The organism is Thermopirellula anaerolimosa (genome assembly GCF_054657335.1).
Genome location: NZ_BAAHYX010000004.1, coordinates 183,942 through 206,743 on the forward strand (window position 1 = coordinate 183,942; position 22,802 = coordinate 206,743).

At 60.2% G+C, this 22,802-nt stretch carries 17 protein-coding genes; 10 read left to right on the forward strand and 7 right to left on the reverse strand.

The window, feature by feature from the left end; genetic code table 11:
- The first annotated feature begins 385 nt into the window (after positions 1-385).
- Positions 386-2,263 (forward strand): glutamine--fructose-6-phosphate transaminase (isomerizing), encoded by a 1,878-nt coding sequence (gene glmS / locus ACYQ6J_RS01385; RefSeq protein WP_460182397.1) that lies wholly within the window; start codon positions 386-388, stop codon positions 2,261-2,263.
- 150 nt (positions 2,264-2,413) lie between these two features.
- On the opposite strand, the gene ACYQ6J_RS01390 is transcribed toward glmS, so the two are convergent.
- The 3 genes from ACYQ6J_RS01390 to ACYQ6J_RS01400 form a co-directional block, all read right to left on the reverse strand.
- The gene (locus ACYQ6J_RS01390) at positions 2,414-2,983 is read right to left on the reverse strand and encodes a hypothetical protein (protein WP_460182398.1); all 570 of its coding nucleotides are present in this window, start codon (positions 2,981-2,983) and stop codon (positions 2,414-2,416) included.
- Positions 2,984-3,459: 476 nt separating this feature from the next.
- Positions 3,460-3,960: a ribose 5-phosphate isomerase B gene (rpiB, locus tag ACYQ6J_RS01395; RefSeq protein ID WP_460182399.1), complete on the reverse strand. Its 501-nt coding sequence runs from the start codon at positions 3,958-3,960 to the stop codon at positions 3,460-3,462.
- A gap of 78 nt (positions 3,961-4,038) precedes the next feature.
- The gene (locus tag ACYQ6J_RS01400) at positions 4,039-5,157 is read right to left on the reverse strand and encodes an L-threonylcarbamoyladenylate synthase (protein WP_460182400.1); all 1,119 of its coding nucleotides are present in this window, start codon (positions 5,155-5,157) and stop codon (positions 4,039-4,041) included.
- 251 nt (positions 5,158-5,408) lie between these two features.
- Here ACYQ6J_RS01400 and ACYQ6J_RS01405 point away from each other — a divergent pair, with 251 nt between their 5' ends.
- Positions 5,409-6,530: a glycoside hydrolase family 88 protein gene (locus ACYQ6J_RS01405; RefSeq protein ID WP_460182401.1), complete on the forward strand. Its 1,122-nt coding sequence runs from the start codon at positions 5,409-5,411 to the stop codon at positions 6,528-6,530.
- 54 nt (positions 6,531-6,584) lie between these two features.
- On the opposite strand, the gene ACYQ6J_RS01410 is transcribed toward ACYQ6J_RS01405, so the two are convergent.
- From ACYQ6J_RS01410 to ACYQ6J_RS01425, 4 genes are all read right to left on the reverse strand, one after another.
- Entirely contained in the window at positions 6,585-7,967 is a 1,383-nt protein-coding gene (locus tag ACYQ6J_RS01410; protein ID WP_460182402.1) for a (Fe-S)-binding protein, read from the reverse strand.
- 102 nt (positions 7,968-8,069) lie between these two features.
- Positions 8,070-9,296 carry an FAD-binding oxidoreductase gene (locus ACYQ6J_RS01415; protein ID WP_460182403.1) on the reverse strand — a complete coding sequence of 409 codons (1,227 nt, stop codon included), beginning with the start codon at positions 9,294-9,296 and terminating at the stop codon, positions 8,070-8,072.
- 105 nt (positions 9,297-9,401) lie between these two features.
- A complete protein-coding gene (locus ACYQ6J_RS01420) occupies positions 9,402-10,883 on the reverse strand; it encodes an FAD-binding oxidoreductase (protein ID WP_460182404.1) in 1,482 nt (493 codons plus the stop codon).
- A 144-nt stretch (positions 10,884-11,027) separates the two neighbouring features.
- A complete protein-coding gene (locus tag ACYQ6J_RS01425) occupies positions 11,028-11,336 on the reverse strand; it encodes an MTH1187 family thiamine-binding protein (RefSeq protein WP_460182405.1) in 309 nt (102 codons plus the stop codon).
- Positions 11,337-11,582: 246 nt separating this feature from the next.
- On the opposite strand from ACYQ6J_RS01425, the gene mnmG reads away from it, so the two are divergent.
- From mnmG to ACYQ6J_RS01465, 8 genes are all read left to right on the forward strand, one after another.
- On the forward strand, positions 11,583-13,454 hold the full coding sequence (mnmG, locus tag ACYQ6J_RS01430) for a tRNA uridine-5-carboxymethylaminomethyl(34) synthesis enzyme MnmG (RefSeq protein WP_460182406.1): 1,872 nt from the start codon (positions 11,583-11,585) through the stop codon (positions 13,452-13,454).
- Between the two features lie 119 nt (positions 13,455-13,573).
- Complete coding sequence (locus ACYQ6J_RS01435; RefSeq protein WP_460182407.1) at positions 13,574-15,004, forward strand: hypothetical protein; 1,431 nt, start codon at positions 13,574-13,576, stop codon at positions 15,002-15,004.
- Between the two features lie 715 nt (positions 15,005-15,719).
- Complete coding sequence (locus tag ACYQ6J_RS01440; protein WP_460182408.1) at positions 15,720-17,216, forward strand: NRAMP family divalent metal transporter; 1,497 nt, start codon at positions 15,720-15,722, stop codon at positions 17,214-17,216.
- 81 nt (positions 17,217-17,297) lie between these two features.
- Complete coding sequence (locus tag ACYQ6J_RS01445) at positions 17,298-18,083, forward strand: SDR family NAD(P)-dependent oxidoreductase (RefSeq protein WP_460182409.1); 786 nt, start codon at positions 17,298-17,300, stop codon at positions 18,081-18,083.
- A gap of 181 nt (positions 18,084-18,264) precedes the next feature.
- Positions 18,265-18,981 (forward strand): hypothetical protein, encoded by a 717-nt coding sequence (locus ACYQ6J_RS01450; RefSeq protein ID WP_460182410.1) that lies wholly within the window; start codon positions 18,265-18,267, stop codon positions 18,979-18,981.
- A gap of 184 nt (positions 18,982-19,165) precedes the next feature.
- Positions 19,166-20,980: a type II and III secretion system protein family protein gene (locus tag ACYQ6J_RS01455; protein WP_460182411.1), complete on the forward strand. Its 1,815-nt coding sequence runs from the start codon at positions 19,166-19,168 to the stop codon at positions 20,978-20,980.
- A gap of 93 nt (positions 20,981-21,073) precedes the next feature.
- Positions 21,074-21,661, forward strand: a complete 588-nt coding sequence (locus ACYQ6J_RS01460) for a hypothetical protein (protein WP_460182412.1) — start codon at positions 21,074-21,076, stop codon at positions 21,659-21,661.
- Positions 21,662-21,663: 2 nt separating this feature from the next.
- Entirely contained in the window at positions 21,664-22,773 is a 1,110-nt protein-coding gene (locus ACYQ6J_RS01465; protein ID WP_460182413.1) for a tetratricopeptide repeat protein, read from the forward strand.
- The last annotated feature ends 29 nt before the right edge of the window (positions 22,774-22,802 follow it).

The following is a 22,802-nucleotide window of genomic DNA, read 5'->3' on the forward strand; positions in this document are numbered from 1 at the left end:
ACTACTCATTCTTCCCATCCGTGCTAATCATCCAAAACGTGCGGCTCGTCGAGCGCGAATCCACCAGCCGCATTGCGACGGACAAGCATCTCAAAAATCTAGTCGATTCTGGGCAAATCTCAAACTCCTGATGACCAACACAATCGTTCCGCACTCCCCAAAAAAATCACAAGGCCCCCGCCCTTCGAGGGGATTGTCGAGATTTTCGTCTGCTCCGAAATCCGAACAGACGCTAAACTTTTGGCAATCCGACAGCGCATGGCGCGCAAAAATCGCGGCGAGCTAAAGCGTCTGGATTGCTTAATGCTCCGTCGGATTTTTGTCGCGTGACTCAAGCCGCTTGCACGGAAACACAATAATAAGAAGCTCAACGGAGGTAGCAAGAATGTGCGGTATCGTGGGCTGCACAGGGATCGGAAACGTCGCTCCTTTTCTCCTGACGGGCTTACGGCGGTTGGAATATCGCGGCTACGACAGCGCGGGTGTGGTCTTGAGTCGTCCCGGACAGTCGCCCCGTTTGAATGTAGTCAAAACATCCGGCCGAATCAGTAATTTGGAGGAGCAACTCGGACATCCCGTGCCGCAAGGTTCCTGCGGCTTGGGACACACGCGCTGGGCAACCCACGGTCCCGCGACCTCCGCCAACGCTCATCCGCATTTCGGCGGAGGCGACATGCTGGCGCTGGTCCACAACGGTGTGATCGAAAATTTCGATGCCCTGCGCCGACGCCTCTCGGCCCTCGGATATGAGTTTCTCTCAGACACCGACAGCGAGTGCCTCGCACACCTCATCGCGGAATGCCTTAAGGGTACCGGCTTGAGCGCCGAGGAAATCGTTCGACGCGGATACCAACCGCTCGTGCGGGCCGTACAAGCCGCTTTGAGCGAAGCCCGCGGCACGTGGGGATTGGCCGTGGTCTTTCGCGACTTTCCCGACGTGATCGTCGCTTCGCGTCTGGGAAGCCCCCTGATTTGCGGCGTGGGGGAAGGCGGGCATTTCGTAGCCAGTGACGCCTCGGCCTTGGCGGGACACGCGACCAACGTGATCTATCTGAGGGACCACGAAACCGCCATCCTTACTCCCGACTCCGTGAGGATTTTCCACCGCGACGATGGAGCGGTAAACGTCAGTCCGCAGAAACTTCAGGTCTCCGCGGACGACGTCGATTCCGGCGGTTTCCGGCACTACATGCTCAAGGAGATTCATGAGCAGCCCATGTCGCTGGAAAACGCCATGCGGGGTCGCATCGATACCGACTTCGCCACCGCCAAATTCGGGGGAATCCAGTTGTCGCCGCAACAACTCCTGCAAATCGAGCGCATCGTATTGACCGGATGCGGCACCAGTTGGCACGCCGGTTTGGTCGGCGAGTATCAAATCGAGACCTTGGCTCGCATTCCCGTGGAGGTCGAATACGCCAGCGAACTCCGCTATCGCAATCCTCCCATGGATCACCGCACGTTGCTTTTCGCCATCACGCAAAGCGGCGAGACCGCCGACACCCTCGCCGCCTTGCGCGAAATGAAACGCAAAGGACACCTTAGTTTGGCAATCTGCAACGTGGTCGGCAGCACCATAGCTCAGGAGGCGGACGGCGGAATCTATCTCCATGCAGGTCCCGAAGTCGGCGTCGCCTCGACAAAGGCCTTCACATCGCAGTGCCTTGTGCTGGCCATGCTGGCCCTCTATTTCGGTCGGCTTCGCCACCTCAGTTTCGAGGCGGGGCTGCGCATCATCGAGAACCTCCGCAACTTGCCGGACAAAGTTCGCCAAGCATTGAGCAGCGATACGGCGGCCCGTCGCATCGCCGACCGCTACTACCGCTGCAACAATTTCCTCTACCTGGGGCGGCAGTTCAATTTTCCCACAGCGCTCGAGGGGGCGCTGAAACTCAAGGAAATCAGCTACATCCACGCGGAGGGTTATCCGGCGGCGGAAATGAAACACGGTCCGATCGCCCTGGTGGATGAAAACACTCCCAGCGTCTTTTTGCTGCCGCGCGGGCCGGTTTACGAGAAGGTCTTGGCGAACATGCAAGAGATCAAGGCGCGAGGCGGCCCCATCATCGCCGTCGTCGAGCAGGGGGATACCGGTGCCGCCAAGTTGGCGGATGAGTTGATCGAGGTCCCGGCGGTAGCCGACTTTCTCCAACCGATCGTCTTTATCATTCCGCTGCAATTGTTGGCTTATCACATCGCCGTCGCAAGAGGTTGCGACGTGGACAAACCGCGGAATCTGGCCAAGAGCGTGACCGTGGAGTGAACGAGGCCCGGCAAAACGCCGGTCCGTCGCCCCTTGACGATTATCGCGAACAAACCGCGACCGAACCGGGCGCGCTCAAACACGATGTCCAAAGTCGGCCGAGAGTCCGACTCGCAGCGGGATCGCCACCGTCCTCGCGCGGAGCAAGAGTCACATCGGGGCTTGCGGCAGTCTTCGCGGGTAGGGCGGCCTCTCACGAGGAGGCAATGGTTGGCGGTACATGGCCGCCCACGCTTCCCGCTCCTCCTCCGTCGCGTAATATCGCAGCCAGACTTCCGGGTCGCCGTTCGCGAACGCGCAATCCCAATGCAGGTAATTATTCCGCAAATCGAGCTTTTTCTCCCTCGCCGGGAGGATGTCCCGGTAAATCAGGCGATAGAGTTCTCGATCGGAAAGGTGGTCCGTGAACTCCAGGACGATCCGCTTCTCGAAAAGACGGTCGATGGTATCCCAAAGAATTCGTCGCAATTCCTCGTCGCTGAGGACTTCGGGGCGAGGAAGTCGCAACTCGGGTTCGAACCAGCGGTAGATGGGAAGAACCGGGGCCATCTCCCAGGCCAACATGCAGGCCAGGTATTCGTTTTCGACGGCCAGCGGCAAACGATGGATGTTCACGCGGGAGATCGAGTCGTCGTAATACGGTTCCAGCTCGTTGCGCAACTCGGCATTGCGAACGAGCAGATCGATTTCGTCCGGTTCACGACCCAAATGATCCCCCATCGCCTACCGCCTTGTTGCAAGAATCGAAGGAGCTTCCGAAGGCCGACTCGACCGCCGCGAAGAACACAGCCATTTGCCGGTCGCCTCATTGCCGGGCAACCGAGTCCCTCCATATCGACTTTACTCGAGATTTGACCGACCGCAAGTCGTCTGAAGCCAAAGATTTCTTGAGCTTCCGAATCGCCTGCATCATATTCCGAACAGACGGTAAATCTTCGGATTCGGAATCACGAACAATACAACGGAGATCAATCGGGAAAAATGGCTGGAATCGCCGGCCTGTGCCCATCGAGGAGGACGAGCAAAGCGGTCTTGTTCGCGCAGGATAAGACGTCCACGCAGGCTCGCAGGATAGGCACGACCGCTGACAACGCTATGCGTGGCGTGTGGGGCGCGATTCCGCATTGCCCTAGCCGAAAAGCGGGGGCAACACAGAGGTCCGGTTGGGCAACGTCGCTACGACAACTCACCCGTACTCAATTCGCAGACGGCCTCGTGCCGCCATCCTTTTTTTCTTTTGAACAGATCTCTTGGGCAATCTCATCTTCGATGGCCGCGATCTTGTCCAAACGACGCGCGTGCCGTCCGCCCTCGAAAGGCGTATTGAGCCAGATCTCAACCACGCGGAATAAGAGTCGTTCTCCCAGCAAATCAGCGGAGAGGCACAGGACATTGGCGTCATTGTGCCGGCGACTCATTTCGGCCGTCAAATCGTCGTGGCAGGGCACCGCACGCACCCCGTGCACCTTATTCGCCGCGATGCACATTCCCAAGCCTGTCCCGCACAACAGTATTCCCCGATCGACCTCGCCTTGGCTCACCTTCGTCGCCACCGCCTCGGCGATGTCGGGATAGTCGACGGGATCTTGGGAGTGCGAACCCACATCGATCACTTCATGCCCCTTTTCGCGCAGCCACTCCACGATTCGCGGCCGAATCTGATAGCCGCGGTGATCACTACCGATTGCGATTCGCATCTTTCTTGAAGCTCCGCAACGTCGCCGCCCCGGACGGTACCGGGATACTCGGCGACGCGAGTTGGATCGTTGATTCTATTAGGCCAACACCAGGATGGAATCCAAGCGGCCCGATATCGCTTTCTCGATCATACAAGCACAGCGTCGATACTCTTTGACCGTTCCACCGTACGGATCTTCAATGTCCGATCCGTCGGGGCTGAGCAATTCCGTCCGGTCGGCCGCAAACGGGAAGGACGCAACCAACGCGTCCCTCAAGGCTCGCGTCATGACGTAGATGCGATCGACATACCGCAGGATGGACGGGTTTACGGGTTGCGCCGCGTGCTCGCGAAGGCTTACCCCCCATTCCTCAACTACCGTCTCCGCCTCGGCGGTGGCTTGTCCTCCCGGTTGAGCGTGCAAACCCGCCGATAACACCACAAACCCCTTTTCCGGCAAGTCTTGCGGATTACAACCCAGCCTCTCCGCCAAGAGCTTTCGGCACAGGGCCTCGGCCATGGGACTGCGGCACGTATTTCCGGCGCAGACGAACAGAATCGCAGCGGCGGCAAGGGTCCGCAAAGACTTTTCCGAAAGCGCCCCGGCACGCAGCACTTCCCAATCCCTGTCGCCGTTCACACGTACCACCGTGGACGCCGTACCGTACCGAGTCGGCCCGTCATCCAAGATAATATCTATCTCCGGGAATACTTCCGCGATTTCACGACCGGAGATCGCCGGAGGCTCTCCGCTCCGATTGACGCTGGTCAGAGCTAACGGACCGCTGGTCATTCGTAGAATCGACGCGGCCACCCAATGATCCGGAACTCGAAATCCCAGCGTCCCGTTAGGGCACACCAACCGCCTCGATTCCTCCGGTAACGCCCGAGATAACCCGCCTTGGGCCGATTCGGGCAGCACCAAAGTCAGCGGTCCCGGCCAAGCACGCCGTGCCAAACGCCACGCCATAGGGGACATGTCGGGGCAGTAGTCCCAAAGTTCATCGGCGTCCTTGATGGCCAGAGCGAAGGGGCTTTTGGGATCGCGGTTCTTGATCTGCACAATTCGTTGCAGAGCATCGGGGCGAAGCGCCGAAGCCGCCAAACCGTAGACCGTTTCGGTTGGAATCGCCAGCAGTCGCCCTTCGGCCAGTGCCTGCACGCAACGATGAACGATGTCTCGCGGTTCTTCCGCTTTGTGCAGATCAATGATCACTTGAGAGCTCGTATTCGACCTTGAACGACCGGCCCGAGAAGGATGCAAAGCTTACGCACGGCGAGCCACACCGAATAATCGGAACTCTTCAACGCGCCCTATGCCTTTTTATAAGTTTTCCGTCCGCAAGCGGTCAAGGGTCCGGCATCTCGGGACTCTACGCAAGGATTTCGTCGCGGCTTCGCATGTTGTAGGATAGGTGGACTCGTTGAGAAGTTGCGAGACCACCCGCGGAAAAGGAGGCCCCAGCGATGCCCTTGATCCCCGATGTGAACCGCCACCGACAAGCCCTGCAATTCGCCGAGACGCAGGTCGATCGGCTCATCCGGAACCACCCGGACTTCTTCCCCATTTACACGGTTCAAGGCAAATGGCATCACGAAGGGGAGCTTTGGACCGACTGGACGGGCGGATTCTTAGCCGGGATGATGTGGCAGTTCGTGTTGCGTACCGGTTCGCAAGAATGGAGATCTCGGGCCATTCACTATTCCAAACTGTTGGAACATCGAAAACTCGACCGCAACGTCCACGACCTCGGCTTCATCTTTCTGAATACCTACTTGCCCTGGTACCAAGAAGCCGGTGACCGTGATTTGTTGGATGTCTTGATCACGGCGGGACGGACGCTCTCCCTACGATTCCAGCCCAAGGGACGCTACCTCTGCTCGTTCATCGGGCCGCAAAGCCTCTTCATCGACATCATGATGAACGTACCGCTGATTTTCTTCGCGGCACGGGAGACCGGCGACGCCGATCTTTACCGCATCGCAGCGGAGCATTGCCGGACCACGCGCGACCGCTTGGTTCGAGAGGACGGTTCGACCGCGCACGAAGGTCTCTTTGACGTCGAGACCGGGGAATTCCTGGGACAAAGCACGCACCAAGGCCTCCGCCCGGACAGTCGTTGGGCCCGAGGTTTGGCTTGGTCCTTATATGGGTTTAGCAAGGTGTACGCCCTGACCGGCGAAAAGGAATTCTTGGAAGTGGCGGAGCGCAACGCCGAGTTTTGGGTCACTCACTTACCGGACGATAAGGTCCCTTATTGGGATTTCGACGCCGACTTAACGGCACCGTTGCCCTGGGGTCCACAGAAGGATAGCTCCGCCGCCGCCATCGCGGCCGGCGGGTTGCTGGACCTCGCAACTCAGACCACGGTCCCCGAGCGAGCGGTGATCTATCGCAATACGGCCCTGGTCATGATCGACGCCTTGCTCGATCCCGAGTATCTGGCGACGGATACGCCCGGCTGGGAAGGCATTCTCAAGCACGGCGTTTATCACACCAAGAAGAATCTGGGCGTCGACGAATCCGTGATGTGGGGAGAATACTTTTTTGTGGAAGCCCTAACCAAGATTCTCACTCGACAGCCTTAAGCAGCCTTCCACGGGCCGCTCATGGGTCCTTCAAATAAGCGGTACGCACAACGGTCAAACATGCCGCGACCGACCGTTTTCGCCGACTCGACCGATACCCCGCGGTTTCTCTCCGCGATAGCAGGCGTCGAGCAATTCCATGGGATGCAGCACGGCAACGGGCGCCCGTGCCCGGCGAACTTCGCGTTCTATCTGGAGCAGGCAACCCGCGTTGGAGGCCAACACTGCATCCGCTCCGGTCCGCAGGATGTTCTCCAGCTTGCGTTGGCCCAACCGCGAAGCCAGATCGTGGTGGAACAGATTGTAGCTTCCGGCGGAACCGCAGCACATATTACTCTCGGGCAACGGAATTAACCGCAAGCCGGGAACTTGACTCAGCAGACGCCTCGGTTCCGCAACGACCTTTTGCGCATGCGCCAAATGACAAGCGTCGTGATACGCCGCCGTCATATCGATCGAATGGATTGGGGGAATAAAGCCCAAACGGTCCAAGAATTCATTGATATCCCGCACCTTTTCCGCGAACTTCCGGCGATCGGCGGTACGTTCGTCATGCCAATGAAGGCCGTACTCCTTTAGCATCGCGCCGCAACCCGCATGGTTGACGATGATCGCGTCCACTTCGTCGATGGGAAAGGCTCGCACGTTCTGATCGGCCAAGCGTCTCGCACCTTCTTCCTCCGCCGCATGATAGTGAATGGCGCCGCAACACACTTGGCCGCTGGGAACCAGCACGTCGCAACCATTTTCCTGGAGTACGCGGATCGTCGCCCAGTGAATGTGCCGAAACATGGCGTCGGCCACGCATCCGACGAAGAAGGCGACTCTAGCCCGGCGGCGCCCCTTCGCCGGAAGAAAACTCGGCAACGTCGGCCCCGACGGCACCGGCGCGTTCACCAAGGTCAGCATGGCCCGCAACCGCGGGGGCAACAAATCCCATAGCCCCATCCGCTCCAGCGAATCGTACAAGCCCGCCTTTTGAAGCAATCGCACCGGCATCAGCGCGCGACGAATTCGATCCGGGTAAGGGAAAATTCGCAACAATACCAATTGGCGAAACCAATCCATGCGGCGCTTCCAAGCCGGGGTGACTTGGGCCGTCGCCAATCGGAACGGTTCGAGGATTTGGCTGTATTCCACTCCCGACGGGCAAGCGGTCTCGCACGCGCGACAATCCAAGCAACGATCCAGATGAGTCTGCACGCTCTCCGTTACCGGCATGCGTCCCTGCACCACGGCGCGCATCAAATAGATGCGCCCTCGTGGACCGTCGTTTTCGTCACCCAACAGCGTGTAGGTCGGACAAGTCGCCGTGCACAGTCCGCAGTGAACGCAACTGAGGATTCGATCCTCGGGAATACTGACCGGCAACGGCGGCGCCTGTCCGGGCTGGTTATCGCCGTGAGGAAATAATAGGGGTTGCGATTGGTCATTCATGCCGCGTTGAAACTCGATTCGAAATGCGAAGCGTCAACTCCTGGGGTTATGCCGCAAAATCGCAGCTACCGGGCCGAGGATCGCGCACTCCGTTCCCGGCGACTACGGGGGAAAGACGAACCGCCCGGGGTTCAGGACATTGTGCGGGTCGAATTGGTCTTTCAACCTCTGCATGTGGCGCGACGCCGGGACGCTCGGTCGCCACAAGTCTTCCCGATTCCAAGATTGATCCCAGGAGTAACGCAATACGGTCAGATGCCCCCCCAAAGCCGCCATGGCATTGCGTAAACGCCCGATCGCCTCCGCCGTCAAACCGGCGACGTCCTCATCCGAAAACACGAAAATTCGTCCCAAGCCCGCATGACCGATGAATGACGCTCGCGGGCGGAGGTGCCGCAACTGCTCCAGGGCCGCGACCACGCGACTGGGACGGACCGACAATTCATACACCCACGGAGCACGCGGAACACCCGCGAGAAAATGCGAGAGCGAGGCGTAACTATCGGCGGGAAGCTCGTCCTCGATTTTCAGTCCCGCCTCGGACAATTCCCGGCGCAACTCTTCGCAGCAGGCGTCGACTTCCCCCGACGAGCCTTCATAAACGACCGCCACTCGGACTTGATCGGAATCATCGCCGACCCTCAACCAGCGATCATTTTCCCAACTGGGGCCGCCCAGTACCTCGACCGCCGCCGGTTCGCTACGACTGGCGATCAGGCAATCCAAAAGCCGCTCCAGGTCGGTCTTATTCGATACGACCCAACTCAACACCCGCAATCGCTCCGGCAGTGGTCGCACCATCAAGGTGACTTCGAGAATAAGGGCCAACGTCCCCCATGAACCGGTAAGCAGACGCGTCACATTGTAGCCCGCCGCGTTCTTGACCACCTTGCCGCCGGCAAAGAAGGCTCGGCCCGTCCCATCCACCGCCCGTATGCCCAACACGTAATCCCGCAGCGTTCCCCAGCGGTACGAGCGAGGTCCCGGCGGCGTCCAGGCCACGGTTCCGCCGATCGTGCTTTCACCCCCAAACACGAAGTCGATGGGCAGAAACTGCGACTGTTGGGCCAGAATCTCGCCGAGTCGCTTGAGAGTCATGCCGCAGCCGACGGTAATGGTTAAGTCCCGATAAGAGTATTCGGCAACCTCTTGCATAGCGCCGGTGGACAGCACGAGACCGGCACGACCGGGCGGGCAACCGTATTCAAAGTGCGTACCGGCCCCGCGGAAATACACCGAATGCCTCTCTTGGGCGGCCTGGGCAATGATCTCCGCCGCCTCCGAGATTGACGTAGGCGACGCGGTTTCGTGTATAACGTCAGTGTTCATGGCAACCGTGTCTGAAGGCCAACCGTCCCCTTGATTTCCGCCCGAGAATCGCGACCTCGGCCGCTTGCGGTGATGCATGTCACAGGTCTGGCTCGTCCTAACCGCTTAGCTTGCAATCGGGGCCGGGCCGGTTTTACGGGGCGGCAAAACCTTGCCCGGCGTCAAGACTCGGTCGGGATCAAAGACTTGTTTGACTCGCCACATCGCATCCAAATCATGGCCGGAAAAAAGCGTCGTCATGAGCGGCAGTTTTTCGATTCCCACACCGTGCTCGGCGGTGATACTCCCCCCAAGCTCGATGCAAACCTCCAAAATCGCACGACCGGCCTCCATGGCGCGGCGAACTTCATCGGGTTTTCGTTCATCAAAAAGCAGAATAGGGTGAATATTGCCGTCTCCGGCATGCGCCACGTTCACGATGCGCACCGCGGATTCGCGGCCGATGTCGGCGACTCTCCGCACCAACTCGGGCAGGCGAGTCCGCGGCACCACGCCGTCTTGAATGAAGTAGCCGGTACTGAGACGCCCCACGGCGCCCACGGCGGACTTGCGACAACGCCACAAAAGCGCGCGTTCCTCTTCGGAGGATGCCGAGAGTATTTCCTTGGCATGGCAGTCCCGACACAACTGAAGGACGATCCGTTCCTGCTCATTCAGCGCAATCGGCATCCCGTCCAGCTCCACCACGAGGACGGCCTCCGCGTCATCGGGGAAACCGAAGTGAAAGGCCTCTTCCAGGGCCTGCAAAATTCCGCGGTCCAGTAGTTCCATGGCCGCCGGAATGACACCCGCCGCGATGATTCGGCTGACGGCGTTGCCCGCGTCCTCCACGCGATCGAACATGGCGCGGAACGTTCGATGCGCAATCGGCAGCGGCGTCAGTCGAAGCCAAGCCTCCGTCGCAATTCCCAACGTGCCCTCGGACCCGGTCAGCAGACCGATCCAATCGAACTCCGCGGAGTTGACCTCGGGACCGACTTCCAGCACATCGCCTTCCCCGGTTACCCAAGTCAAGCCCAAGATGTGGTTGACCGTCACGCCGTACTTCAGTGTGTGCGGCCCCCCCGCATTGGTCGCAATATTGCCGCCGATGGTGCAGGCCACTTGACTGGAGGGGTCGGGTGCGAAATGCCAATAGGTGCCCGTCAATGCGGCACTGAGTTCCAAATTCAGTACGCCCGCCTGAACGCGCACCATGCGATCTCGCAGGCACACGTCCAAAATGTTCTTCATTCTTGCGAGCGAAATCACGACGCCCCCGTGAAGCGGAGTAGCGCCCCCTGCCAGTCCGGTGCCCGCTCCACGCGGCAAGACCGGCACGCCGTGCCCGCGGCACGCCCGAATGACCTCGGCCACCTCCTGGGTGGATATCGGAAAGACGACGGCGGGCGGCGTTTCCTTTTCCAGCGTGTATCCATCGCATTCATAGACGATCAACTCCGACGGTCGCGTGATGAGACTTTCGGCCCCCACGATCCGCCGAAGCGCGCGGAGCAATGACGTCGGAACCGCCGGGCCCTTGCCCGTTTCCGTGCCCACCGCCATCTCGGAAGTTGCCGCATCGCGTCGGGAAAACCATCGAATCATGGGATTTTTCCGGCTATCGCCTCTCCAATGTCGGATTCCTCAAACCGATGGACTCGCGGGCGGACCGTTGACCATGAACGACGCGAAAGAATCTTCGTCTTTCCGTCGCAAACCGCGAGGCCCCCCCGGAAACAGGCTTCCCTTTCACTTCTTGACGGGTCTGCCCAATTTCGCCTCCACTCCGGCGACCTTCGCCGTCAGTCTCCCGGAATGTCCACGCCGGTAATCGAGTTTGATGACACATTCGATCCGATTGCAGTCCTCGGCCATTCGTTCGAAGCAGCGCCGTACAACGTCCATCACTTGATCGAACTCGCCCTCCAGAATGGTGCCCATCGCATGGCAGCGGTAATCCAAACCGCTCTTGTCGATGATATCCAAACTCCGCGCAACGTACGAACTCAAACTCTCGCCGTGATCCAGCGGATACATACTGAACTCGAGCAACACCATGGAATGATCCTCCCACGCCGACCGCATTGACCGAATACAACTGCTCCGCGCGCCTCCAATCGAGCGCGTCCAGCATGCCTAATGTTATGCAATCCAATTTCGGCGGGCCATCGGTACGATGCTCATTGCGTCGGGATGGCGTGGGAACGTGGTCCAAATCGAAAATCAGGGGTAGAATCAAAAGTTCTCAACGAATTACGGAGAGGCCCTGAGCGCGGACTCTCCGCCTTTGGATAACGCAAAAAGATGGCCTTGGTGTACGACTGCGACGTTTTGGTAATCGGAGCCGGCCACGCGGGGATCGAGGCCGCCCTTGCCGCTGCGCGAATGGGCGCGCACACGGCATTGCTCACCACCAACCTCGACACGGTGGGCAAGATGAGCTGCAACCCCTCGATCGGAGGTGTCGGCAAAGGCAACATCGTGCGAGAGATCGACGCTCTCGGGGGTGTCATGGCTCGCGCGATCGACGAGACGGGCATCCAATTTCGATTGCTGAACCGACGGAAAGGACCCGCCATGCACGGTCCGCGGGCTCAAGCGGACAAATGGGCCTATCATCAAACCGTGCTGTGCCACTGTCTCAATCAACCGCGCCTCACTCTGCGTCAAGAGACCGTGGAATCTCTGGTGGTGGAGACGTCGGCAACGGGCCGAAGGATCGCCGGTGCCGCCGTCCGCGGCGACGCCGTGTATCGCGCCCCTTGCGTCGTCTTGTGCGCCGGCACCTTCATGCAGGGTCTGCTCCATTTCGGAGAGAACACGCAGCGAGGCGGACGCGACGGTGAAGACGCCGTGTACGGCATCAGTCGCTCACTCAGAGAGTTGGGGTTCTCCGTGTCGAGGTTCAAGACCGGCACGCCGCCGCGACTTCACGGCGGAACCATCGACTACGACCGACTGGAGTTGCAACCGGGAGACGAAGACCCGGTTCCGTTTTCCTTCCTGACCCCGGCCATCACACAGACGCAGTTGCCTTGTTGGATCACGTACACCAATCCGACGGTCCACGAGATCATTCGGGCGAATCTGCATCGGGCGCCGATGTTCACGGGCCAGATTCAGTTCACCGGTCCCCGTTACTGTCCGTCGGTCGAGACCAAAATCGTCCGGTTCGCCGATCGTCAGCGGCACCAAGTATTCTTGGAACCCGAGGGGCGGATGAACCGCGAGGTCTACGTCAACGGTTTGGCGACGAGCCTGCCGCGCGACGTCCAAGAGGCCGTGATCCGGGCCATCGTCGGCCTGGAGCGCGCCGAGATTCTCCGCTACGGATACGCCGTCGAATACGACTACCTGCCGCCCGAGCAGTTGCAACCGTCACTGGAAAGCAAGTTGGTCGAGGGGTTGTTCTTGGCGGGGCAAGTCAACGGCACCACGGGCTACGAGGAGGCCGCGGGCCAGGGATTGCTCGCCGGCGCCAACGCCGCGTTGAAACTCCAGGGAAAACCGCCTCTGATCCTCGGTCGCGAACAAGCCTACCTCGGCGTCATGGTCGATGATTTGGTGACGCGCGGAGTGGACGAACCTTACCGCATGTTTACCAGTCGCGCGGAATATCGACTACGTTTGCGTCACGATAACGCGGATCGGCGTTTGACGCCGCTGGGCCGAGAATTGGGACTGGTGGATGACCACCGATGGAGCGCCTTTCAGAGAAAAACGACCGACATCGAAGCCCTACGAACGGCCCTGGCAAGCTATCGGAGGCAGGGGGTTCCGCTGGAGCACCTCTTGGCCAGGCCTGACACCGAATGGACCGGCATCCTCGATGATTACCCGCAGTTGAAAGAATTCTCCGACGATGTGGCGCAAACCGTGATCTACGATATCAAATATGCCGGCTATTTGTCGCGCGAAGATGCGGCGGTCGAACGTCAACGACGCCTGGAGCGCAAGCGAATCCCCGCGGATTTGGATTATTCGTGCGTCCCTCATCTCCGCGCCGAGGCCCGTGAAAAGCTCGGCCGCATTCGTCCGTGGAACTTTGCTCAGGCCGGAAGGATCAGCGGCATTACACCCGCTGATTTGGCCGTCTTGGCGGTGTATCTGGAAAAGGGATCACGCAGTCCCCAAGAAGTCGATTCAGGGGCCGAAAAGCCCGCCCCGGGACCGTGACGTACGGTACGTTTCGGGGACCAAGTGAGTAATCGGCCGTATTCGGCTCGCCTTACCGCACCCAGCCTGCTGCTCCAAACATCATGGGATGCATGCGATTTTCAGTACCGATCGAGTGCATGGAGCCGAATCGATCGGCCCTCGCCTACCTCGCCGGTTGGGACTGCATCCCGTGGCCGGGCAGGGTTTCGTGGAACGGCGACATCCTCGAAATCGTGCGTTCGGTGGACCAATCCGCGGCGCTCACGCTTCCGTGGCCGGTCGCGGATAGGGGAACCCTGGCCGTCAGCACCGGAACACTGATCGAACGGGAACGTCCCTATGCCTTGCCTCTTGAGCTTGCCCGAGGAAAAGTGGGACGCCTTCTCAACCAGATCAGCGATTGGAAGACCCTAGGCTATCAATCGCCGACGGCAGCCGAGGAAACGGCAAGCGAAGCCGCGGCCTGCTTCGCTCAAGCCGTCGTCCTGCGTTCGGATAGCGAACGATCGCGGAAACTGGCTCAAGCGGCTTTGGAACTGGCGGTGCGGGCAGGTGAGACGGCACTGGATGCGTTCATCGATCAAGCTCTTGCCGCCATCCGCATGCGTCAGTCGCATCGCCCAATCTGGTGCGGTGTCGAGCAAGGTCGCACCGTGTTATCCGCGGAGGAGCGGAAACTGCTCGACGAATTCTCGAACGCGGCGATGCTTCGGGTCACTTGGCGCGATTGTGAACCGGAAGAGGGGCAATTCACGTTCGACCTCTTGGATCGACTGCTCTATCTTTGTCGCGAACAGCGCCGCCCTCGGTCGGTGGGACCGCTCATCTCCCTTTTGCCCGAGGAACTGCCCGACTGGCTTACGGCCGATATTCCCGCGGAGGAAATCCAGCGCCGCGCTTTGAAGTTTTTGACCGCACTCCTGCGAGCTTATCGCGGCAAGGTCGATCTCTGGGAAGCGGTCGGACCGCTCCGACCGGCCAATCCGTTCGGTTGGAGCGATGAATTCCTGGCCAACTTCGCGGCACGCGTGGTGCAACACATCCGCAACCTAAGCCCCGGCGTGCCGATCGCCGTCTCCGTGCGTCAACCCTGGCTCGAAGACCTGGGGCGACAAGCCTGCGAATTCCCGGCACCGATCGTCTTGGACGCCCTGATTCGGGCAGGTGTCGGTCTATCGCAGATCGTGTTGGACACGCACCTGGGCTACGATCGCGGCACGCTCTTGCGAGATGGACTCGACGTGTCCCGGCAACTGGAATTCTGGGGCCAACTCGGGCTGCCCCTGATCGTGCGATTCTGCGCACCCAGTCGCTGTGACGTCGATCCCCTCGCCCCGGGAGACGTCCGGATTCAAACCGCTCCATGGAGCGAGGCGGCGCAAGCGGAATGGACCCGATTGTGGCTGCGAATCCTCCTCACGAAGAGCTTCGTACGCGGATTTTTCTGGTGCCAATTACGAGACGCCGAACCGCACGAGTTTCCTCACGGCGGACTTTGGGATATCACCCGGCAGCCCAAGCCCGTCGTCGAAGCGCTGATCGATTTTCGGCGTCGATTTCTAAACTAGCGGCCGATATCCACCGACGCCGTCGCTCACCGCAATATCACTTTGCCTCGCGCGACCGTGCGCGGACTTTTGTTTTGGATTTTGGACGAATTGACTCTTTACCGCCCCCGCAGCGTTTGGCATGTTTTCTTAGGACTGTCCATCCGCCGGCGCCTTGGCTCGGCAGATCCACTGCTCCGGACGCATACGTCGGGAATTGTCGCCATCCTTCTCGCGAGAATGGACCCAAAACACCTTCCAATCAGCCTACCCCCCCTAGGGTCCGTTTGTCGTTTGTCGAATTCTGCGGCGTATACCAGTGCGGTACCTACGCCGCCGCCAAGGCCGGAGACGGACGGCGTAAACCCATTCGCAGTCAACACTGTGCAAGCTCGTCGCCGAAGCTCACGCAAAGCCGCCCCCTCAACGCTCAAGAGTCGAACGACCCTGATTGAAAAAACGCGGCCCGGCGACTAAGCTTGAAACGCCGAACCCGGTGATGATGGAAAAGTTGCTCGCGGCATCCGGTGCCGGGTGGGCAATTTGGCGAAGATTTTTCGCGAGGGCCGGGCAGTTTCGTCCTTCGACTGGTTTGGCGACGTGGCTGGATCCCGCCTTGCGGTGACGGTTTGGAGTAGAAATACGTAGCCACCGGGCGATCGCCCATCAGTGCCATGGCGGATGTCGAATCGCGTTTCGACTGCAAGTGACACCCCAGCTTCCAGGAGCCTGCGGAATGAGCACGTCCAGCAAAGGCTTGCCGATGGCAGCCAAATGGGATCCCGAAAAGCTCGCCAAGGATGAGCAATTGCTGCGTGAATTGGAGCAAAAACCGCTGCTAACGCGGATTCGCGGCTATGCCAAGCTCACCGGACCGGCTTGGTTGCAAAGCGCCATGACCCTGGGAGCGGGAAGCGCCGCCGCCTCCGTAATGGCCGGTGCCTCGTTCGGATACAAGCTCCTCTGGGTCCAACCCCTCGCCATGCTGCTGGGCGTGGTAATGTTCGCGGCCTTGGCGAAGATCGTCTTGAACACGGGAGAACGGCCCTATCAACTCTTTGCCCGGGAATTGAGTTGGATTTTGGCCTTCTTATGGGCGCTGGGGACCATTCTCGCCTCGGTGATCTGGCATTTTCCGCAATACGGCCTCGCGGGCGGCGCCGCCTGGGACCTGGCGCAAGTCTTCGGCGCCCCGGCGGATCACCCCTGGCTCTCTTACGTGGTGCGATTTGGAGTCGCCTTTTGCATCCTCGGGATCAACATCTTCACCGTATGGAATTACGGCAGTCACTCCGCCGGCATCAAGCTTTATGAAACTTTTCTGCGCTGGGTAATTCGGATCGTCATCGTCGCCTTCCTGGCCGTAGTCATCCTTTCCAAAACGGATTGGCTGGGGGTCTTTTGGGGCTTCTTCGGTTTTTATCTGCCCAGCGATCCGAAAGGTTGGACGGTGGTCTTGGGCGCCCTTGGAGCCACCGTCGGCATCAATATGACATTCCTCTATCCTTACTCTCTCTTGGCAAAAGGATGGGGCAAGTATCACCAAGGGCTTGCCAAATGGGACCTGATCAGCTCCATGCTCGTTCCCTACACCATCGTGACATCTCTAGTCATCATCGCCATGGCTAATACCGTCTATGACGGCAAAGACGTGGTCAACACCAATCTGAAACCCGTCGAGGCGGCAGCCGTTTTTTCCCAACTGATGGGATCCAATCTTGGTCGAATCATTCTCGACCTCGGATTCTTGGCCATGACCTGCGGTGCCATCAGCACGCACATGGTGGTTTGCGGGTTCACCGTGTGCGAAATGTTCGGCCTGGAATATACCGCGAAGCGTTTCCGACTCTTTGCCCTGACGCCAAGTATCGGAATCTTGGGGGCGGCATTGCCCAGCCCGCTTTGGATGCCCGTTCTCGCCTCGGCCATTTGCCTCACCATGCTACCCATCGCGTACCTCGCCTTCTTCCTAATGGTCAACAAGAAATCGGTACTGGGAGAAGCGTTGGGTAGCGGTCCGAAGCGCTGGGCATTCAATGTCGCACTCATTGTCGCCATCGCCGTGACGACGGTGGGGGCGGGCATCAAGATCAAGACGGGTGCGATCGATCCCATCCGCAAGTGGCTCAGCCCACCCGCTCCCGAGTCGGCGGCAGTGCCCGACCAAGGGACGGCACCGACGCCGGGCGTGGACTCCCCGGGGCAAGACGCCGCCGGCGCGAATCAACGGTAATGACGCCCGACTGCCCGGTCATTCGCGCGAGTACGGTTCGGAATCGTACGGCCTACAGTCTCTAGTCGTTGGGAGAAATAAGTGGCCCGTCGCAACTTGGATGGTAGCCGCGGTCTCATCACCGGTGCATCGAGCGGGATCGGAAGGGCCTTGGCGGAAGAGTTGATTCGCCGCCACTGCCGGGTCGTCGTAGCCGCGCGACGGGCCGAACGACTGGAGGAACTGGCAAGACTAGGCGAAAAATATGGGACCGAGGTCATCGTCTTCGCGGGCGACATGGCGGCCTTGGAAAATAGAAATCGCCTAGCGGTCGTCGCCCGGGAACGACTAGGCGCCTTGGATTTCCTAGTCAACAACGCCGGCATGGGAGCCTTGGGGCGATTCGAGGAGATGCCGCCCGAGCGCCTTCGCGAGGTCATGGAGTTGAATTTCTTCGGGCTCGTCGAGCTGACCTACGCGGCACTGCCGCTATTGAAGAACGGGAATCGTCCCATCATCGTCAACGTCAGTTCGATCTTGGGGCACCGCGGCATCCCGTGGCGAAGCTACTATTGCGCCTCAAAATTCGCCGTCCAGGGTTTCAGCGAGTCCATTCGAGCGGAATTGTCTCGTCACGGAATCGACGTGCTCGTAGTAAGCCCGGGAAGGACCAAGACCGAACTATTCGACGGACCGCTGGAGCGGGGCACCGAACCGGCATGGCCGGAGCCGAAACCGGTTTCGCCCCAATACGTCGCCCGAAAGATCGTCCAGGCCATGAAACGCGGAAAGGCCGAAATCATTCCGCACGTTTGGGGCAAGGGCATGGTCCTGTTGAGTCGCTTCTGTCCCCGGCTGATGGACCGGATTCTGAAACGGTACGCTTGAATCCACCGGCTGCAATAAACCGGCAAGCCTTATCCCCTCTAGGGCTGCATACAAGACAACACTGAGGGACTGCTTCCAGTTTGCCAAGGCAACTCATTTTGCCTATTCTATAGAGAGAAGCAATCGTGTAGGTTTCGTCAGGAGAATTTGCCCCTCTCTTTTTGCGTCGCCGAGGGCTTATATGAGAACTCGCCATTCTGCTCTCTTGTTATTGGCTTTTAGTCCGGCACTGCTGCTGTGCTCAGGCTGTTTTCTTCGCGGTGCCGCAGAAGAACCCACCGACGCTACCGCCAATGCGGCCAAGAATTCGGCTGAGGCGAAGGAAAATGAATCTGATGTTAAAAATGAGATCGTCCGCCGACTTTTAGACAAGCTCGACGAGACCGACGCCGATCCCGAGTCGATTCGTACCGTTCGAAAAATGCTCTTGGAGGCGGACAAAGAATTGTCGCAGGCATTGGCCGGTAACGGTCGTGTCCCAAAGGGCCAAGCCGGTTCGCCCCGTCAGGATGGTCCCGCCGACTCAGCGTCCTCCCCCAGTCGGGCCAAACAAGAGTTGCCTGCACCTGCGACGGGGCAGACTCCTGAGAACGGCCCATCGAATTCGTCGAAGCCCGACAAGCCCAAGACCCGAATCGTGGAAGCCCTTCTCACCGTGTTGGATGAAATCGCCAACACCGATAAGGACGCGGAGGATGTAGTGCGCGATGCGTTGACACAGGCGGACTCCCAACTCGCCGAGGTTCTAGGCTCCAAAAGCAAGGAACGAATCCTCCGCGCCAATCGCAAACCGCAGGTCCGGATGCCGGTCGAACCGCCGCGGCGGTCACCGAAGAACAACGTCAATGGGAATCACGACAGTGACGGCGAGAGATCCGGCTCCCCGGGGCAAGACTAACCCCTTCTTTAGAGGGATACGAGCGAACTCTCCGGCATAACGCGTCCCTTTTCTTCAACACAACCGATCACAATTCTCGATACTCTTATCAAGACTGCGCCGGAAGGGGTTGCCCCATAACGATTGGGCGAACACCCTGACCGCTCGGTTTGCGTTCTAATATTCCAGCGACAAGGATGTCTCCATGCAGGGCAAGGATTGCTCCATCCGCCTTCTTCTCTTGCTTTCGGCGGCCATCTTTCCAATCACCGTCGCGGCTCAAGAGCAAGTCTTGATCCTCAGGGATGCAGGAACGTTGGAACGTGCGCAAGGTTCCGGGGATGTCGCGGCGGAAAGCCCACCTGAAACCTGGATATTCCTCGACGACACCCCGGTTTTGGATGAGAAACCGTCGTTTGCGGAAGTTCAATTCGCGGAGGCGAACTCTCAGGCCGTAGAAGCCGAGTCCTCCGTGCCGTCGGTCGCGGGGCCTCATCGGCAAGTCGCGTTGACCTCGATGGAGGAGCCGGCACCGCTCCCGCAACCGGCGCCGACAACGGCAAATGAACCGACGCCCGCCCAAACTCCCGAACCCACGGTCGCCGAATCCCAAACACGAGATACCATCGGTCCTTTCGAAATCATCGAGGAGTCGGGGGAGTTGACGGTGATCGTGCGGCGGAGCAAGTTGTTGCGGACCAAGGTGGACGTCTACCGTACGGCGGTGGTCGATCCGGCGGTCTGCGACGTGAGCCAGTTTACGCCCCGCGAGATTGCGATTTTGGGCAAGGGGCAGGGGGCCACGCACGTCACGTTCTGGTTCGCCGACGAACGCTATCGCCCGGTGACGTACCTGGTCCGCGTGAAGCCCGACCCCGAGATCGAAAAGCAGCAGACCGAGCGTTACTCCCTGCTGCAATCGCACCTGGCCCGACTGTTCCCGGAAAGCAAGGTCGAACTGACGGCGGTGGGGGACAAGCTGATCGTGCGGGGCCAGGCCCGGGATGCCGCCGAGGCCGCCCAAATCATGGCCGTGATCCGGGGCGAATTGGTCCGGGCCCGGGGCGTGGCCGAGGGACAGGCCGACGACCCGGTGGGCCGTATGGCCGCCGGTCAGGACCTGCCCGCCCTCCAAGTCATCAACCTGCTTCGCATTCCCGGTCCGGCGCAAGTCGCCTTGAAGGTCAAGATCGCGGAGTTGAATCGCACGGCGGCCCGCAACTTCGGCGTGGACATGAAGCTCAATCTCGATCAGGGCAAGTTCCTGATCCAATCGCTGCTGAATCTGAGTTCCTCGGGGACGGCCTCGATCCTGGGGACCTTCGACGGCGGAGACTTGAAATTCGGCATCCATTACCTGGAGGAGCACGGCGTGCTGCGGATGCTCAGCGAACCGACCTTGGTGACGCTGAGCGGTCGGCCCGCCACCTTCATCGCGGGCGGCGAGTTCGCCGTACCGACCGCGGTGGGCGTGAACGGGGTGGGGGCGGTGACCACGGACTTCCGGGCCTACGGGGCAATCATCACCTTCCTCCCCACGGTCCTCGATAAGGACCTCATCCGCCTGGAGGTCTCGCCGGAGTTCAGCCAGATCGACAACAAGAACAAGGTCAACGGGACGCCGGGCCTGCGGACTCGGGCGGTGACCACCACGGTGGAGATGCGGGAGGGCCAGACCCTGGCCTTGGCCGGGTTGCTGGACGACTCGATGTCGGGCAACAACCAGGGGGACCTGCCGATCGTGGCCCAAATCTTCGGTCGCCGCAGCATGTCCCGCAACGAGACGGAGTTGATCATCCTGGTAACGCCGGAGCTGGTCCACCCCATGGAACCGGAGGAGACGCCGCCGCTGCCGGGCTTCGACGTCACGGAACCGACGAACCACGAGTTCTTCATCAAGGGACACCTGGAGGGTCGGCCCACGGCGGAGTACGACGGCACGACGTGGCCCAATCTCCGTCGGCGTTACAACGCGGGCGGTCCGGCGATGATTTCCGGACCCTTCGGTCACGGAGACTGAAGGCCGCGGGCCGGAGATTCAGGCGGCTTCGCGCGGGATCGCGCGAGCCCGGGAAAACAGGCGGAAAGCGAAACAAGACCCGGAGCGTGAGCCATGGAACGGCGTCGGTCGGATCAGAGAGATGCGAGTCCGCGATCGCGGCGAAGGCGAGCGGAGGTGATGGGCGGGTTGGCCTTGCTGCTGCTGTTGAGCGGTTGCCACGGCGCGATGCGGGAGGCCAAGCAGGGACCGGGCTACGATCGCCCCTTCCCCTTGGGCCAGGTCACCGACGCCCATTGGGAGACGATGCAGACCAACGCCGAGGCGGGCGACTTCATCTTCTACGACCATGAATTCGTGGGGCAGACGGCGGAACTGACGCCGCTGGGCCGCAAGCACCTGCTCTCGGCGGCGTTGCGACTGCCGCACGTTCCCTTCCCGGTGGTGGTCGAGGAATTGCCGGACGAGAAGAACCCGGCCTTGGATCAGGCCCGGCGCGAGGCGATCGTGAACCTGCTGGTAGAGTTGGGCTATCCGCGAGAGGAGATCGACGGCCGGGTGATCACGGCCCCCGGCTTTACCGCCGGTCTGAGCGCCGTGGAGGGCGAGGCCGCCTACTACCGCACGCTGAACGACACCTACGGCACGGGCGTCGGCTACGGCGGCGGCTACGGTCGCTCCTTCGGGGGAATCCGAAGGTAGGGGTGAGTCGAAAACGGCAACGTCCCGCGCCGGCCCGCCAGGCCTGGAGCGACGCAGACTGCCAAGAATTGGAAGTGCCCAAACCCGCAGTGGACATTTCCGCAAATAATAGGGAGGATGTTCCAACGGCCATGCAGATCAAGATGCCGTCAATCTTCGCCGTTATGCTGGCATGTCTTTGCCTGCAATCGGGTTGCAGCACCCTCTCGGAGGCGTTCAAAAGCAAGAAGGATTCCGGCTTTTCCGCAATGCCCGGAGAATCCACGCTCGGCCTCGCGAAGGACTCCAAATCGAGTTCGAAGCAGGCTGCGGCGAAACCCATCTCGGACGCGGAATACAACGCGCAACTCCTGCAAGGCAAGAACTTCGAGCGGGTGAAAAAGTGGGAGGAAGCGCGAGGAGCTTATGAACTATTGATCGCCGCGCGTCCCGATCGGTACGAGGCCTTTCACCGTCTCGCCGTCGTCGCCGACCGGCAGCAGCGATACACGGAGGCGGAAGCCTTGTATTCGCAAGCCATCCGACTGAGCCCGGGAAACCCAGAACTGTTCAACGACCTCGGCTATTCATTCCTGCTTCAAAATGAGTTCGCAAAGGCCGAGGTTGCGATTCTCAAGGCGGTGGCCATCGCACCCTCCACCGAGCGATATCGCAACAATTTGGGATTGGCGTACGGTTTTCAAGGCCGATACGAAGAGGCCATGGAGCAGTTTCGCAAGGCGGGAAGCGAGGCGGACGCCTGTTGCAACATGGCCTTCGTTCTTTCCCAGCAAGGTCGGGTCGAATTGGCCGAGCAATACCTGCGAAACGCCATCAGTCGTGATCCCCAACACAAGGCGGCGCGAAAAGCCTTGGAATCGCTCTATGCCACCCCGGAGACGACCGACGACGCACTTCTGGCCCAAGGCGTACAACGTTGGGAATCGTACGAGGAGTACGGGAGTTCCGAAGAGTCCGCGACCGACGTCGAGTCGTCCGTCGTTCAGACCTCCCACGCCACACCATCCACCGCCGCGCGGGTCGCTTCTTTCGGGCGACCGACCGCGCAATCGCAGTTACGATCGGCTCGCTCCGCCTGGAGTGCCGGCATTCAGGAGCAGATTCGGGAATAAAAGTCCTGAAGACGGGCACAACGCCGACT